This is a genomic window from Mesorhizobium sp. RCAM 05099 (genome assembly GCF_059683685.1).
The window spans coordinates 1607526-1623611 of sequence record NZ_CM185035.1 but is presented as its reverse complement, the minus strand read 5'-3'; the positions used below and the strand labels follow the sequence as shown (position 1 = coordinate 1623611).

At 62.5% G+C, this 16086-nt stretch carries 13 protein-coding genes and 1 pseudogene; 5 read left to right on the top strand and 9 right to left on the bottom strand.

Annotated features, from left to right (window positions below; genetic code table 11):
• Positions 1-9: 9 nt before the first annotated feature.
• Positions 10-783 carry a hypothetical protein gene (locus AC56QQ_RS08025; RefSeq protein ID WP_497126296.1) on the bottom strand — a complete coding sequence of 258 codons (774 nt, stop codon included), beginning with the start codon at positions 781-783 and terminating at the stop codon, positions 10-12.
• Positions 784-1064: 281 nt separating this feature from the next.
• Positions 1065-1424 carry a toxin-activating lysine-acyltransferase gene (locus tag AC56QQ_RS08020; RefSeq protein WP_489863233.1) on the bottom strand — a complete coding sequence of 120 codons (360 nt, stop codon included), beginning with the start codon at positions 1422-1424 and terminating at the stop codon, positions 1065-1067.
• A 107-nt stretch (positions 1425-1531) separates the two neighbouring features.
• Between AC56QQ_RS08020 and AC56QQ_RS08015 the strand changes: the two are divergent.
• From AC56QQ_RS08015 to AC56QQ_RS07995, 5 genes and pseudogenes are all read left to right on the top strand, one after another.
• Positions 1532-2131: pseudogene (locus AC56QQ_RS08015) on the top strand (transposase); the annotation flags it as partial.
• An 86-nt stretch (positions 2132-2217) separates the two neighbouring features.
• The gene (tnpA, locus tag AC56QQ_RS08010) at positions 2218-2691 is read left to right on the top strand and encodes an IS66-like element accessory protein TnpA (RefSeq protein WP_497126294.1); all 474 of its coding nucleotides are present in this window, start codon (positions 2218-2220) and stop codon (positions 2689-2691) included.
• A complete protein-coding gene (gene tnpB / locus AC56QQ_RS08005) occupies positions 2672-3025 on the top strand; it encodes an IS66 family insertion sequence element accessory protein TnpB (protein WP_497126292.1) in 354 nt (117 codons plus the stop codon). The genes tnpA and tnpB overlap by 20 nt, the downstream gene beginning before the upstream one ends.
• Positions 3026-3079: 54 nt before the next feature.
• Complete coding sequence (gene tnpC, locus AC56QQ_RS08000; protein ID WP_497126290.1) at positions 3080-4651, top strand: IS66 family transposase; 1572 nt, start codon at positions 3080-3082, stop codon at positions 4649-4651.
• A gap of 35 nt (positions 4652-4686) precedes the next feature.
• Positions 4687-5475: a transposase gene (locus AC56QQ_RS07995; protein ID WP_497126288.1), complete on the top strand. Its 789-nt coding sequence runs from the start codon at positions 4687-4689 to the stop codon at positions 5473-5475.
• A 748-nt stretch (positions 5476-6223) separates the two neighbouring features.
• Here AC56QQ_RS07995 and AC56QQ_RS07990 read toward each other — a convergent pair.
• The 7 genes from AC56QQ_RS07990 to AC56QQ_RS07960 all read right to left on the bottom strand — a co-directional run bounded on the left by AC56QQ_RS07990 (position 6224) and on the right by AC56QQ_RS07960 (position 15815).
• The gene (locus AC56QQ_RS07990) at positions 6224-6772 is read right to left on the bottom strand and encodes an invasion associated locus B family protein (RefSeq protein WP_489863234.1); all 549 of its coding nucleotides are present in this window, start codon (positions 6770-6772) and stop codon (positions 6224-6226) included.
• Positions 6757-7218, bottom strand: coding sequence for a DUF4189 domain-containing protein (locus tag AC56QQ_RS07985; RefSeq protein WP_489863235.1), 462 nt, complete (start codon positions 7216-7218; stop codon positions 6757-6759). Before AC56QQ_RS07985 ends, AC56QQ_RS07990 begins: the two co-directional genes overlap by 16 nt.
• Positions 7219-7250: 32 nt before the next feature.
• Complete coding sequence (locus tag AC56QQ_RS07980) at positions 7251-7922, bottom strand: hypothetical protein (protein ID WP_489863236.1); 672 nt, start codon at positions 7920-7922, stop codon at positions 7251-7253.
• Positions 7923-7935: 13 nt separating this feature from the next.
• Positions 7936-8493 carry an invasion associated locus B family protein gene (locus AC56QQ_RS07975; RefSeq protein ID WP_489863237.1) on the bottom strand — a complete coding sequence of 186 codons (558 nt, stop codon included), beginning with the start codon at positions 8491-8493 and terminating at the stop codon, positions 7936-7938.
• A gap of 7 nt (positions 8494-8500) precedes the next feature.
• On the bottom strand, positions 8501-14731 hold the full coding sequence (locus tag AC56QQ_RS07970) for a calcium-binding protein (protein WP_497126286.1): 6231 nt from the start codon (positions 14729-14731) through the stop codon (positions 8501-8503).
• Positions 14732-14927: 196 nt separating this feature from the next.
• A complete protein-coding gene (locus AC56QQ_RS07965) occupies positions 14928-15251 on the bottom strand; it encodes a helix-turn-helix domain-containing protein (protein ID WP_497126284.1) in 324 nt (107 codons plus the stop codon).
• Positions 15252-15653: 402 nt separating this feature from the next.
• Positions 15654-15815 (bottom strand): hypothetical protein, encoded by a 162-nt coding sequence (locus tag AC56QQ_RS07960; protein ID WP_489863241.1) that lies wholly within the window; start codon positions 15813-15815, stop codon positions 15654-15656.
• Positions 15816-16086 lie beyond the last annotated feature (271 nt).

Here is a 16086-nt window from a genome sequence, read left to right as displayed (position 1 = left end):
TGTTCATGCTCATTTGAAGAGCTCCGTACTGAAGTTTCCCGAACTGACTCGTTGAATATCAGATTCATCTTTTAGAAATTTAGGCGGGTTCGGCAATAACGTAGCCCTTGAACGCCCAACAGTCTCAAGCCATGGAAGATATTTCTCGACCACCCCTTCAGTAACCTGCTCGTCGGTCACCTCAAGCGTGATCCCTCTTAGAGAAACACCTGAGCCAAATACTGATGCGAGGTCCTCTGGATCTACTTTACGCAGAGTTGTTGGATCGCTGAGGTTTGTGAAAGTCACAAGCAGCGGATAATGGTCGCGAGGCACGTCCTTCGTGCTGCGGAAACGCACGATGGCCGGCAGAAGTCGCTCGTATTCGCCGCGGCCATAACCCAGATCACCATGAAGCGTGTGCTGTGCAATAAATTTGGTTTCTTCGCCGATCAGCGCGAAGAGCTGGCCTCGCTGCCCAAGGTCAACCACTGTCGCCTCACCCTTATATCCCGACGGATAAACCCCTAGCGCGTTTGCTTCCTGCCACCATACGTGCGACACGGCCGAGCCTGAAACCACTTTGCCGTCGACCAGCACCTCGACAGTCAATTTCTGATTCCATTCCCACACGTCTGCAAACATCCCACACGAGGCAAGAAGGAATGCAGGCATGACGATGGCGCTTCGCGTCAGTAAAAGCGCAAGGCGCTGGCCGATGCTGGACAAAGGCTGGAATGCTCCAATCTCTCCCGCTTCAGCACCCACAACCAGCGCAATGCCAAGCGTGACGCCCGACACCATCAAACCCTCACCGCTTTCATGGGCGCGCGACGATCACCGTCGCGTTACCCCCGCAGCGAGTTTGGTAACATAGCCGTGATCGACTGTTAAGAGCTCACGGGAAAACAACTTAAGAAATTCCTGCTTATTTCTATAAGCGATGTCTAATTTACACTTCTATCTACTGTACATGCATGGATGAGGCGGACTTCCGATCGCCGACAGCAATATTGCCTTGCATATTGAAGGCCGTGCGGAACAATATTCCGTCAACAGGCGACCAACGCTGCCATTTCGAAAGTTCACGACGGCACGGGGGTACGCTTTTCACTGAGCTTTTCTAGTACCTCCTTATCGACCAGTTGCCGAACCAGTGGATGGACGCGAACCGGTGCGCCCTTGGAGAGCTGGCCGAAATTGATCAGCACGCTGGTGGCCAGCGCGCGGTTGGCGGCCACTACGTCGAGGAGCCAAACGATGTCGCCGCTGTCCCAGTCATTGCCCTTGAGCCGGACCGGGAAGTTGCCGGCGCGGGCCTGCTCCTCGATCCTGGCACTGACGGCTTCCGACACCTTCGCCCAGATCGCCATGCCCACCATCGGCCCCTCCTCGGCATTCGCCGGCAGCTTGCCGGAGGCAATCGCGATGCGGTCGCGCTGCATTCATAACTGCATGTACGGAAAACGACCGAGACTGTTGAAAAACTCGGCTTGAATGGCCGCCCAACACGTGATTCCATCTCTCTGCTGAGCGCTGGAGATGATTTGTCATGATGGGCAGGCTCGATCTTCAAGAACAACTCTTCTACGAGTTTCGGCTTGATGAGCACGTACCTGCCGGTCACCTACTCAGACGCATCGATGCGACGCTTAATCTAAGCTTTGTGCATGAGCACCTCGCCGCAAGCTACAGCCACACTGGCAGGCCTTCGATCGATCCCGAGTTGATGCTACGAATGCTCCTCGTGGGTTATCTCTACGGCATTCGGTCAGAGCGGAGGCTTTGCGAGGACGTTCATCTCAACTTGGCGTTCCGATGGTTCTGCAAGCTCGGCCTCAACGGAGCCGTGCCGGACCACTCAACGTTCAGCAAAAACCGCTATGGACGCTTTCGCCAAGGGGATCTGTTTCGAAAGTTATTCGAGGAGATCGTCGGTAATTGTGCCACGGCTGGGTTGGTCTCAGGCACGGATACTGCAGTCGATGCCAGCTTCATCGAGGCGGATGCGAGCTGGGAGAAGAAACTTCCTGGTGACGCCAATGCGACCGCCTGGTCCGACGGTGGCACGATCTCGCGGCCAGTGCATGAGTATCTAGCCGCACTCGACGCAGCGCTGCCGCAGGCCCCAGATGAGCGTGAACCTTCGACGCCGAGTGAGCGCGAATTTCCCCGCACCTTTTGCCATTGAGTGGGTTGATGCATGAGGTGTCCACCAAAATAGGTGGACACCAAGTTATGGAAGAAGATGAGCAGAAACTGCGGGTGAGGCTTGTCGGTCGGAACGGGCGACGCCGATACGACCCCGCATCGAAGGACCGTCTTGTCGCGGCCTGCCTTGAGCCTGGTGTGTCGGTATCGAGGCTTGCGCTCGAACATGGGGTCAATGCGAACCTTCTTCGGAAGTGGATAAAGAAGCGCACGGAGACCCAGTCCCTCCCGCCGTCCTCATCACCGGCGTTTCTCCCGGTTCAGATTGAAAGCACCTCCGATCGGGCCTTGCTGCGACAGAGCAGCATGGCTGCGGTGGATTTGCCGGGGACTTGCGATGGGGTGCGTGGGTCGGCATCGAAAAAGACTGCGCTTTTTTCCTCTCCAGCCAAGGTGAGCGCGTCACTGCCGAACGGCGTGAAGCTGACGCTGGAATGCGGTGATGTGGATGCATTGACGGCGACCATCGGAGCACTGGGTCATGTTCAGACTGGGCGCTAACCTGAAAGTCTACCTGCACCGCGAGCCGATCGACTTCCGGGCCGGCATCAACAGCCTTGCGGTTCTGGTCCAAGAGACGATGGCGCTCGATCCGTTTGCTCCAGCGGTTTTTGCCTTCTGCAATCGCCGTCGCGACCGGATGAAGCTCCTGTTCTTCGATCGGTCGGGCTTTGTGCTGGTCCTGAAGCGGCTGGCCGAGGACAAGTTCCGGTGGCCGCGCCGGGAGGCAGCGGTGGTCACGCTTACGACCGAGCAATTGCATTGGATCCTCGACGGCATCGATATCGATGCGATGGTCCGCCATCCGGTGCGGCAATATCAGGTTGCCGGTTGAGGGCTCTCGGATTGAGCGATTGACGCGCCGGCATGCTTTCGATTCAAGAATCTGATGAATCGACCCGGCGAACCGACTGTTGAAGAGTTGATGGCGCGTATTGCTGCGCTGCAGGCGCAGAACCGTCAACTCGCCGACCGCGTCGTCAAACTCGAGGAAGAGCTGGCGCTTGCACGACTGCATCGTTTTGCGCCGAAGAGCGAAAAGCACATTGATCGTCTCTTCAATGAAGCCGAACAGGCCGCGGATGAGGATGACGCCGACGGCGAAGATGACGATGTCGCCGACCTTCCGGATACTGGATTGCCAGTGGTCGAAAGCAAGACCGGAAAGAAGCGCGGCCGCAAGGCCTTGCCGGAAAACCTGCCGCGCGAGCGTGTCGAGTACGACCTTCCCGACGATCAGAAGGCGTGTCCTTGCTGCGCCGGCCAGATGCATCGCATGGGCGAGACCGTTACCGAGCAGCTTCATGTCGAGGTGAAGGCGAAGGTCCTGCGGAATGTGCGGTTCAAATATGCTTGCCGTCATTGCGACCGCACCGGGATCAACACGCCGGTCATGATCGCGCCGATGCCCACGCAACCTTTGCCGGGCAGCATCGCTACGGCCTCGACGCTGGCCTTCGCGCTCGTTCATAAGTATGTCGACGGCACACCGCTCTACCGCCTGGCGCAGGCCTTCGAGCGCGCAGGTGTTCCTGTCAGCCGAGGCGCTCTGGGTCACTGGGTGATCGGCTCGAGCGAAAAACATCTCTCCCGGATCTATGACGCGCTGAAGCTGCGGCTCAGATCGCAGCCCCTCATCCATGGTGACGAGACCACGGTCCAGGTGCTGAAGGAAAAGGATCGAGAGGCCGCCAGCACCTCGTACATGTGGGCATACCGGAGCGGCGAGGACAGTGACGAGCCGATCGTGCTGCTCGATTATCAAGCGGGTCGCGGCCAGATACACCCGCAGACCTTCCTCGGCGATTACCGCGGCATAGTGATGAGCGACGGCTATTCCGCTTGGCGCACGCTGGAAGGGGCAACGCATCTTGGATGCATGGCCCATTCGAGACGGCGCTTCGTCGATGCCCTAAAGGCGAGGAAGAAAGGCGGCGGCCCGCCGGAACAGGCGCTCCGGTTCTTCGAACAGCTCTATCGGGTTGAAAGGCAGGCGCGGAACGTCATCCCCGATGACGGCGAAACGCGAGATCACTGCATTCGCCGCTTCCGCCAGCAACATAGTGTCCCCATCCTCCATGCTCTCAAGGCATGGCTCGACGACATCGCCCCAAAAGTCTTGCCGGACAGCAAGCTCGGCGACGCCGTCTCCTATACCCTGAACCAATGGGGATATCTGACTCGTTACACCGAGGACGGCAGCATGCCGATCGACAATAATCTTCTCGAGCGTGACATCAGGATTTTTGCAACTGGCAGGAAGAGTTGGCTGTTCAGCGATACCGTCGACGGAGCCAAGGCCAGCGCCGTCATCTACAGCCTGATGTTGACCTGCCGCGCCTGCGGCGTCGAGCCGTTAGCGTGGCTGCGCCACGTCCTCACCGAATTGCCTCAACGCGCTGTCGATACTGATATCGACGACCTGCTGCCCTTCAACTTCGCCAAAAACGCTGCAGCCTGATCCGCCCGGACGCGTCCGTCTGAAAGCGACCGTCGTTGAAAGGACGGCGTCAACGTGCGGGGAAATTCGCGCTTACGACGCCGAAACATATATCGCAGATTGATCCGCAAGCTGGCTGGTCAAACAAGCATGGACGTGGCCGTTTCGGGTATTCAACCAACTACTACATCGACACTGAGTCGAGCGTCATTCTTGACATCGAGGCCAGTCCGGCTCGCTTCGCCGCAGAGGTGGACACAACCAAGACAATGGTGTTGCGGACGCGCGAGCGTCTTGGGCTGACGCCTGAACGGCTGGCAGCTGACAAGGCTTACGGCAGCGCCGGTCTTCTAAGCTGGCTTCTGCAGCAGGGTATCGAACCGCATATCCCGGTGATTGAACGCCAACACCAGACCGCCGGCAAACTGACCCGCGACGCATTCTCCTATGACAGGCAGAGCGACAGCTTTACCTGTCCTGAAGGTCGGCAATTGACCTATCGGGGAAGGGACATCGGCGCGCGCGCCAATGTCTATTTCGCTCGCCCGTCCGACTGCGGCGCCTGTCGCTCAAAGCTGGATTGCACAGACGGATCAGCGCGACGAATTACACGATCTTTCGACGAGGATGCGCGTGATCAGGTACGAGCGTTGCGCGACACACCTAGCTATGCCCGCTCACGGCGACTGCGCAAGAGGATCGAGCGGCTCTTTGGCCACCTCAAGCGCAACATCGCGTTTCGACGATTGAGGCTACGCGGCCTGAGCGGGGCAAAAGAAGAATTCCTTCTCGCCGCAGCGGTTCAGAACCTCCAACTGTTGGCAAGACGACCAGCCGCTGCCTGAAGTGGACCGGTTCGGCAGACATGGCGCCAACCTATGCTCCAGTGCCCTGCGGTCGTTCCGGCTAGTTATTCAACAGTCTCGACCGATTTCCGCACATCGCCTAGGTGGCGCCCGAATCGCGGTCCGGAGGACGGTTTCGTGTATGGAAACCATGTGCGGAATTCTATTGTGCAGATAACACTCCACAATCCAAACTTCACATGGCCGTTAATTCCACACCGACGGAATTCGTACATGGGCCTTACTGGGCGATGCCGACAATTCCAAGCCGCTATGTCTCGTCAAGTTCCTAAAGCCGAATCGGATATTCGAATTTCGAATTTCTACCGTAAGCGCATGTAGTTCGGCCTGGGACGCGACCCAGAAAGTTCGAAAGGCTTCAACTTGCTGTCATGCCGCGCGCCGACGATAGCAAAAGAGAGCCTCCTCAATAGTGGGTATTGCGATGTAGCGGTCTCCCGCTACCATCGCTTACCCCGAAGGGAGACGCGTTGTTTCAGGTCTTTTCGACCAGGTTGGACGGGTAGCAATCGATTTGGATCGTCGGCTGCGCGCCGGGTTGCGGCGTCAAGTTGGGTTTGACGTAAGTCTTCTTCATGATCACCGGGCAATGGTGGCACCGGCATTAGCTTCGGCGCCCCAACGTTCCATGGGCCTGTTTCAGGAAAAGCGCGTAGGCGCTTTCCCGGGAATTGCGTCAAACAAGGAGCTGGAGCGGTTCGCCGTTTCCGGCGGCCGGCCGCCTGCCTTACCGTGCGCTCAACGCCACCATGCGGTCGAGCGCCGCGGTCAGGCCGTGCAGCGACACCGGGAATGTCAGTGGCGTCTCTGCATCTGTCGTGACATTGAGCTTCAGCACCTCGCCTACCCTCAGCTTTCCGAGCACGGATCGGTCGATGGCAAACACCGCGATGCAGCCTGTCGGCAGGCAGGTCCTGAAGCGCTGCGGGGCCAATGGCGGCTGATCATCGATCTGAGGCGTCACGCCCGGATCGAGCAGGATGCCGAAGGGCAGAAGCAAGGTGGCCATCGTTGAGCCGTCCGCGCGCCTCTGTATCTCCATGGCAAGCAGCCTTTGGCCATTCTTCTGGACCTGGTCCTGTGAAAGCGAGCAGACCCTCGCATTCTGCTGAACGGAACAGGCCACGCTCCAGTCCTGATAGACTTCGCGCAGCGATGACGGCCCATCTGGAGCAGCCGCCGCCTGTTGTTGAGCCGTCGCTGGCGACATCAACGAGAATGCGATTGCCCCGTATGCGCAGGCGGCCTTGAAGCCACGCTTCATGTGCAGACCCATTCACGGATCTTGCATTTGGCCCCTGACGCCTCACAGGCCTGCAAGGCGAGGTCCTCGGCTTCGCGGCGGGTCTCGGCCGAGTTCACGCCCCAGGGCGTGAAACGGTTCTCGGCTTTGTCTGCCATGGCCAGCGCACCGCAGTGCTTGTAGGGAAAGCCGGTCTCGTCGTCATCGTCCCAATGGCGATGGTTGCGGAACACGGAGACGACGTTGCACGCCTTGCCGCCGGCGTTCTCGCAATATTTCTGCGCGATGTCCTTCGCCTCCTGCCGCTTGTCGGCGCCCCAGAAGAAACCGTATTTGCTGTCGGCCTGCGAATAGGCGATGGCCGCCCAGATGCCTTTTTCCTCCTGCTGCGGCTCCGACGGCGCCACCAGGTCGGCCGAGACGACCTGTCCGCTCCACAGCAAGGTCAAGCCCAAAACTGCCAAAGCCCGCAATCTCATGGTCGGCACCCCTTTCCTAAATTCCCTTCGTCCTATTTCGCCGCCGAAGCCACGGAGATCACCACGCAGCTTTTGCCCGTCGGCAACAGAAGGGCTTCCCCGGCGTTGCCGCCGAGTTCGTACACCTCGACCTGCCCAAGATGGTCGGTGATCTTGCTGCCCTGCGGAAGGATGGACGGGATGTCGGCACACGGGCTGGCGAACGGCGCCACCCGCACCATCGTCCCCTCGCAGCCCGAAGCGGTGGGCGATGCGAAGACCACGCCCGCCGCCGGCCCGCTATAGCGTTCCGACGCGTAGTCCATGCCGACAAAGGCCTGCACGGCATGCTTGTCGGCCGCCTGGTCGTTCCACAGCGATTTGACGCTGTATTTCGTGCCGGTCGTCAGGATTTGTCCGAGCACCGGATAGACGGTCGAACAGGCCTGCACCCCGGCCTGCTTGACGTGCTCGAGGAAAGGCGTGTCCGGCAGCGCGGGGGCGGCGGCCTCGACCGGCGCAGCCGTCGCGCCGCCGACCAGATTGGCGATCGCGGCGTAATTGCCGGCGGCAAAGCCAAGCCCCGCCACCACCAGCCCCAGCAGCGAAAATCCGACGACGCGCGGCCACCGGCGCCGCCGCGCGGGCTCGACGGGCCGCTGCCGATCCGCCTCGACGGTCGGGTTGCTGCGTTTTGCGGACAAGAACTGGTCCTGCTGGCTCATGATGCTGCCCCGGTTATTTGACTGGTGAAAGGGCTTCCGTCAGCCCCTTGAGTGTTGCTGTCACGGTGATCGTCTGGCCGTCGACGGTCGGATAGGAGATGGCCGGCGTCGCCTTGCGCGAAATCTGCTGGCGCATCACCGGCCCCACCGGCAGCATGCCGACACAGACCATCTCGTTGCAGCCGTTCAGGTGCACGTCGATCGGCTGCGCCTGTCCATCGAACTTCAGCGACACCAGGCCGTCGCTCCTGGCATTCGGCGCGGTGCGCAGGATCATGTAGGGCTTGCCGTCCTGGGTGGCGGCAAGCGACCAGCTGAAGGCCATCTTGCCCGACGCGTCCTCGATCACCTGCGAGACGTTGCAGACCTTCTTGCGGGCCTTGAGGTTCTCGTCGCAGATCAGCGTCCAGTTCTCGAACGGACGGATGGTGCGCTGATAGTCACCCAGTTTCACGTCGGGCGGCAGCACCACATCCGAAGGCTTGATCCTGTATGGCGAGGCGACCTGCCCGGCAGCCGGCGCTAGGCCGCCGCAGAGCGCCAGGAAAGTCAGGGCAGCAAGTCCTTTCATTCCGGCCTCAGTTCAAGGTGAAGCTGATGCCAGCGCCGACACCGACGTGCCCACCGGCGGCGGTGCCGGACAGATTGCCGCGGATGCGGCCGTCCTCGCTGGTGTAGCCGGCACCGAAGGCCAAGGCGCTCGCGTCCCGCCAGAAGCCGCCGCCTGCCGCGACGCTCAGCTTGCCGGGACGATCATCGTAGCGCAGCGAGGCGGCGGCGAGCCCGATCGCTGCGGCCTGCCGTGCTTCGTCGCGTATGCCGCCCAGGTCCGAGTTGAGCTGGCCGAGTTTCTGGTCGGTATAGTCGTTGGCCTGCTGCAGGGTCGTGGCCGCCACCTTGTCGGTATAGGTGTTGGAGGTGTTGATGGCGTAGTTCACCTGGGTGTCCGTATAGCTCTTGCCCGCGGTCAGGCCCTGGTTGAGCTGGTTGACGTTGACCGCATCGGTGCCGGCGACGCCCGGACCGACATTGGAGATCACGACCGGCGCGTTGACGTCGCCGCCCTGCAGCGTGATCGTGTTCGTCTTGGCGCCGCCCTGGGTGTCATAGGTGACCGCGTTCTGGGTGAGCGTTCCGACGCCGGCCTTCAGATCCTCGATCGCGGTGTTCGTGGCGTAGAGCTGCGAACCGTTGATCGCATCGGTGCTGCCGGAATCGACGCGACCCGCGGCGACGTTGGTGATCGTCCTCTCGGCGCCGGCATCACCGACGCTGACCGTCCCGGTCGGGGTGGTTCCCGCATAGTCGTAGGTCTTGCCGTTGATGGTGGTGCTGGACGTGCCGACGGCAGCCTGCGTCACCGAGCCGGAACCGAGCGCCACATCATTGGCATTGTTGGCCTTGGAGCCCTGGCCGAGCGCCACCGCGCCATCGCCCGTGGCTGTCGAGCCATTGCCGGCGGCCAGGCTGTTGGTGCCGCTGGCCACGCTCGCCGGTCCGATCGCGACGCTGTCGGTGCCGCCGGCGATGCTGTCGGCCAGCGTCGAATTGGCATGGAAATACTTGATGCCGCCGCCATTGTTGATGCTGGTCAAGGCATTGTCGACCGCCGTGAGCCCGTCATAGACGGTGGTGTAGCTATTGCCCTGGACGGTGTAGGTCGGGCCGGTGATCGAGCCGTCGGGATTGACCGTGGTGCCGCCGCCGAACAGGTTGCTGATGTTTTGCGACACGCCGCGCAGCTGCGAGACGTTGACGCCGTCGGTATCGGCCGAACCGGCCGCGACATTGGTGAGCTTGCGTTCGGCTCCGGCGGAGCCGATCGACACCTCGCCGAACGAGGTCTGCGCGCCGGTCAGGGCAAAGGCCGTGTAGCCGGTCTGGGCGCCGACCGAGGTGATGGACTGCGAGCCCAGCGCGACGCTGTTGATGAAGGTGCTCTGGGCGCCCGCGCCGAGCGCCACCGACTGGATGCCGGAGGCCAGCGAATTGGTGCCGAGCGCAAGGCCGTCGGCCAGCATGACATGGGCGTTCTGGCCGATTGCCGTGCCGCCGGGCGCTGTCTGGTCGACGATAGCGCCGTTGCCGATGCCGACGCCGTTGTCGCCGTTGACGACCGTCGTCGGACCGACCGCGACCGATTCCGCCCCAACCGCGAGCGAGTCTCCCGCCGCCGAATTGGCATGGAAATACTTGGTCGACGTCACCGATACGGAAGCGATGGCGCCGGCGAGCTGGCGCACCGTCACCGCGTCCTGATCCTGCGTACCGTCGGCAACGTTGGTGATCTGCCGGTAAGACGTGTCCGTGCCGACCGAAACGGCGCCGAGCAATACCTTGTCGGTGGTGTTGTACTGGATGAAGTTCGACGGACCGGCCGGGAGTTGCCCGCTGGCCGGCGCCAGCGCGCGGTCGGACACCGAATCCGAACCAAGCGCCACGCTGCCGTCGATGCTGGCCGCGCTGTCGCGGCCGAGCGCCAGCGCGCTGACGCCGGTCGCGGTCGCCTGATAGCCGACGGCGGTGGAGCCGACGCCTTGAGCGAAAGAATCGGTCTGCGCCAGCCCTGCCTCGTTGGTGCGGGCGTAGCGGATGCCGATGCCGTTGACGTCGGTATAGGCGGTCGAGGTGTCGCCGGCGATGTTGTTGATCGTGTTGCCGAGATTGGTGACGCCACTGCCGATATTGGCGATGTCTGTGGTGTTCTGCGTGACCTGCTGGTTGGTGGCGAAAAGTTGCGAGCCGTTGACCGCGTCGGTCGAGCCGCCGTTCAACTGTCCGGCCGCGACGTTCTGGATCTGGCGCTCGGCGCCCGCCGAGCCGACCGAGAAGGCGCCGGCCGGTGTGCCGCCGGCGAAGGTGTAGTTCACGCCGCCGATCGTCGTGCCGCCAACGGCGGTGGTGGCACCCGACGCCGAATTCAGGCCGATCGCGACGTCACCAGCATTGTTGGCCACGGCGTTGGGTCCGACAGCGACGGAATTCGTTCCCAGGGCCTGGGAATCCGGCAGGGCCGAATTGGCGTGGAAATACTTGATGCCGCCGCCGACATTGATGTTGTTGAGCGTGGTGCCGATGGCATCGACCGCCTGGTTGGTGGCGAAGAGCTGCGAGCCGTTGACCGCATCGGTCGAGGACCCGCTGATCCGCCCCGCCGCCAGATTGGTGAGCGTGCGCTCCGCACCCGGCGCGCCGATGCTGACCGTCGAGATCGGATTGATGCCCTGGAAGGCATAGGTTGTGCCGTTGATCACGGCATTGGGCGTGCCCACCGCTGCGACGGTCACCGAGCCAGAGCCAAGCGCCACATCGCCGGAGCTCGCAGCCGCCGTCGCGCCATTGCCCAGCGCGACATTGCCCGTAAGGCCGGCAGCACCAGCAGTCGAGCCATTGCCCAGGGCAACGGAGCCCTGCCCGATCGCCTTGTTGTTGTTGCCGATGGCGACAGCGCCCGCCGCCATATTGGCCGCGGTGGCGCTCGCCGTGCCATCGCTGTTGGCGATGTTGTTGGCGCCGCCGGTGAAGGCGCCGGTGCCGCTGGCGTAGCTCGGATCACCGATCGCCACCGCGCCGTCCCCGAAAGCGGTGTTGCCGGCGCCGATCGCGGTTGCCTTGCCGCCGGCCGCGGTCGAGCCATGGCCGATGGCAATGGCATCGGCGGAATTGGCGATCGTGTCCGTGCCCATGGCGATCGCGTTGTCGGCGCTGGCATTGGCGTGCAGACCCAATGCCGTGGATGACACCCCGGATGCCGTGGATTGGAAACCCCCGGCGAAGGCGAACTGGTTGGAGGCGTTGGTGCCTCCACCTATGGCGGTACCCCCGGTGGTCGCGCTGGCATTATCGCCATAAGCCGACGCGAAGTTGCCCAGCGCTTTTGCCCCGCTGCCGGACGCAATCGCCCGTCCACCCGACGCGCTGGCACCGCTGCCGAGAGCCGTCGAGGTGGCGCCGGTCGCGGTCGAGCTATCGCCAATGGCGACGGCATCGACGGCGTTGGCAGTCGTGCTCGTGCCTATGGCGATCGCGTTGTCGGCGGTCGCATTGGCGTGCAGGCCCAATGCCGCGGACGAAACCCCGGACGCCGTGGATTGGAAACCCCCGGCGAAGGCGAACTGGTTGGAGGCGTTGGTGCCTCCGCCGATGGCGGTACCCGCAGTGGTCGCGCTGGCATTATCGCCATAAGCCGACGCGAAGTCGCCCAGGGCTTTCGCGCCGCTGCCGGACGCAATCGCGCGGCCGCCCGTCGCGCCGGCATTGGTGCCAATGGCCACAGACTGGGCGCCCGTCGCGCCATTGTTGCCATAGTTCCCGGTCGCCGTGCCGCCATCATTGATGCTGACATAATGCGACGCCGCCCCGGCGATGGCCGACTGCAATGCCTGATTGGTCGCAAACAGCTGTGAGCCGTTGATCGCATCGGTCGAATTGCCCGCGATTCGTCCTGCCGCAACATTGGTGATGGTGCGCTGATTGGTCCCGCTACCGACGCTGACGGTGCTGGTCGGCGTCGTGCCGGCGAAGCTGTAGGCCGTGCCGCCGATGGTCGTGCCGCTGGTGCCGACCGCCGCCGTGGTCACCGAGCCAGAGCCAAGCGCCACGTCGCCGGAACTCGCCGCCGCGGTGGCGCCATCGCCGAGCGCGACATTGCCCGCAAGGCCGGCGGCACCCGCCGTGGTGCCGTTGCCCAGCGCCACGGAGCCCTGTCCGATGGCCTTGTTGTTGTTGCCGATGGCGACGGCGCCCGCCGCCTGGTTGGCGGCGGTGGCGGTTGCCGTGCCGTCGCTGTTGGCGATGTTGTTGGCGCCGCCGGTGAAGGCGCCGGTGCCGCTGGCAAAACTCGGATCGCCGATCGAGACCGCGCCATCGCCATAGGCGGTGTTGCCGGAACCGATGGAGACGGCCTTGCCGCCGGTCGCCACCGCATTGGTGCCGATGGCGACGGCATCGGCGGAGTTTGCGACCGCGTTCGTTCCGGCGGCGATCGCGTTCTGGGCACTCGCGTTCGCGGTATCGCCCATCGCCAGCGCGCTCGCGCCACTCGCCGATGCGCTAACGCCCAGCGCCGTTGCGCGCGCGAGGGTCGCACGGGCGCCATTGCCGAGCGCCACGGCGCCAACATCCGTGCCCTGGGCACCCGACCCAATCGCGACCGAGCCGATTCCACTCGACAGAGCGGCATTGCCGAAAGCCAATGCGAAATTGCCTGAAGCGAGTGCGTTGGGGCCGAGCGTTGACGAGCTTATCCCCGTCGCACGGGAATTTACCCCGATTGCAACGGCGAACTGGGCCGATGCCACGCTTGTACGGCCGATCGCCGTGGCATCAGCCACGTTTGCCGTCACGTCCACGCCGATAGCGATCGCGCTCTGAGCGAGAGCCCCCGTTCCGGGAGCGGAGCGTGCGCCCAGATAGATGGAATTCACGCCGCTTGCGATGGATCCGGTGCCAATGGCGGCGGCATTGGTCTGGCTGGCTTGAGCGTTGTGGCCGATCGACGCGGTGTTGCTGGCGGCGACGCCGATACCGGCATTGGTTCCGATCGCGATGTTGTCGTTGCCGGTGACCAGATTGCCCGCGGAGGCGGAGAGCGTACCGTCATAGGCGACACCGCCATCGCCGGTCCCGAGCGCGACGTTGCGCGTCCCCGTGACACCGGAACCGGCGCCTCGCATCACGCTGGGGATGCCGCCGCCCAGCGCAGTATTCTGCGCGCCGCTCACCAGCGTCCCGGCCGCGATGCCAACCGCGACCGAGCTGTTATTGGCGGTGGTCGAGCCGGCACCCGCACCTTGCCCGACCGCAACCGTGCTGTCGCCGATCGCCACCGCTTGCACCCCGAGTGCCGTTGAGCTGTTGCCAGTCGCCCTAGCAGCGTTGCCGACGGCGACGCCCGAGACTCCGCTGGCGTTGGCGCCGTTCCCGGCGGCGAGAGAATTGCCGCCGGTTGCCTGGCTGACCACTCCCAGCGCTATCGAATTGCCGCCGCTTGCGTTACTACCCGCTCCCATTGCGGTCGCGTTGCCGCCGGTTGCTTGGCTGGTCGATCCAACCGCGGTACCAAAGCTGTTGGCGACGGTCCCCGTGCCGAGGGCGGTCGAACTGTTCCCCGAAGCCTGGCTTACGCTGCCGATAGCGACGGAATTGCCGCCGGTCGCTTGGCTCGATACGCCAACGGCCGTCGCGGCGGCGCCAGCAGTAGCCGTGGAGCCGATGGCAGTCGCGTTCGCCGCATTTGCGGTGCTGTTGACGCCAAAGGCGCTTGCCCCGCCGGCGTTAGCATGGGCGTTTCCGCCCACAGCGAGCGCGTTAATGCCGGTCGCGCTTGCAAAGACCCCTATGCCGATGGCGTTGAGGCCATTGACACTCATCGAATAGCCGATGGCGATCGAAGCGTCGCCCGTTGCACTGTTGGAGGTGCCCAACGCCACGGCGTTATTGCCATTCGTCGTGGCACCGTTACCGATGGCGACGGCGTTGCCGCCTGTCGCGGACCCGCCGCCGGCCTGGTATTGTGCCTGGGCCGGCGTGGCGAGGCTGAGCGCGGCGATCGCCGCCAGGCCGCCGACGATGTTGGCCAGGCTGACGCCGCAAGCCAGAGCCGAACGCACGCTGCTGCCGATGCCCAACGTTCCCAACCCCAGGCGCTTGCGCCCCATGCCAAGCGCACGATGCGCCATGCGCAGCACGGCCATCAGGCGGCGGCGAACCGATCGCGAACCATGATCGGCCCCCGCGATCCAGTGCCCGGCGAAATGCGCCGCGCGACGCTGAACAACCAAGCCGTTCGAAATGTGATTGTCGGTCATGGTTTCCTCTCCGCTGGCCGGCGCGAAATGTCTGACAATACCGCTCACCAGGAGAAAGACATGATTCCAGCCAGTGGTATATCAGGAAATTGCTGTTTTGCGAAAAAAATTTGAACAAACCGACAGAGGTTAACGGCTCGTTACCTTAGCCAATGCTTATAAAATCAAGCACCTAAAGAATACCGCAAGCGCTGCCTTATTTAAGCTTGGCGTTAAGCTTGCCCATCCGTGCCTGCAGGGGCGTCACCTGCCGGCTTTTCTTCATAACCGCGGTAAAATGGCTTTGGGTTGAAAACCCGGCCAGGTGGGCAATATCGGCGATTGTTATCTGGCTGTCCGCAAGCAGCTTTTCGGCGAAGTCGAGCCGCAGATCGAGCACATATTGGTGCGGTGGCATCCCGAACGTCCTGGAGAAGGCGCGCACGAAGTGATGGGGTGAAAGCCCGCAAATCGCAGCCATCTCGGCAATCGCCAATTTGCGAGTAAAATTTTGATGCAGGAAATCCTGCAACTTGCTCACGCTGCTGTTGGGCAGCCTGCCTTGCGAGTGTATCATCGGCTGTTGGCCAGAATTCGTTCCGGAAGCCGATGCCGCGGAACCATTATCACGCCGCATTTCCAGGCCTTTGGTACATCCCAGATAGACTTCAATCCATGGCTGTCCTCCCCGTTCCCCAATAATTCGTGATTGATCGCATCAGGCCAGCAACGCCAGCCCTTTTCATTTGATTCATTTGATCGACCTGACCAGATGGCAGAACCTCGTAGCGAAGGGCCTTGTGGGGACGGAACTTGGGAATTCTAGAAGTTTTGTGAAAAATTCCAGTCTTTTGATAACCAGCCATCAGCTGTGGCCACTTTGCATATTGGCGCCTTCAGGTCTTGATTGGAGCATAGACGGTCGGCGTTCTTCTCTCGCACTTCATGTGGCGGCCAAGAAGCCTTTAGCCGAAAAGACGGCGAGGTAAGGGAGTTGGGCAATCGCGAACTCGCCGTCGCCGAGCAGCTTTTCTGCGAAGTGCAGGCGCAGATTGATCGGGCGGCGATGCGGCGGTATCCTAGACGCCCGGGCGAACCTTGCCATGAATTGACTCGGTGGCCCCCATGACCGACGCAACTTCGGCCACGTGGACGGCATGGATGACGCTGCCGTGCGCGGCTGCTCTTCTTGCCCGGCACATTCTAGAATATTGCTCAAGACGTATCGAGCTATACGATCGACACCTCGGCAGACGCCGCTTCGCCGAGTCCCGTCAGCATTTTTCACTCGCATCGCCTCAACCGCCTCGCCGCTACTCCATCCCCTATGCTAAACCCAAATCAACGTAGCGCACGGGCCCCGGAAAGGGAAGAAC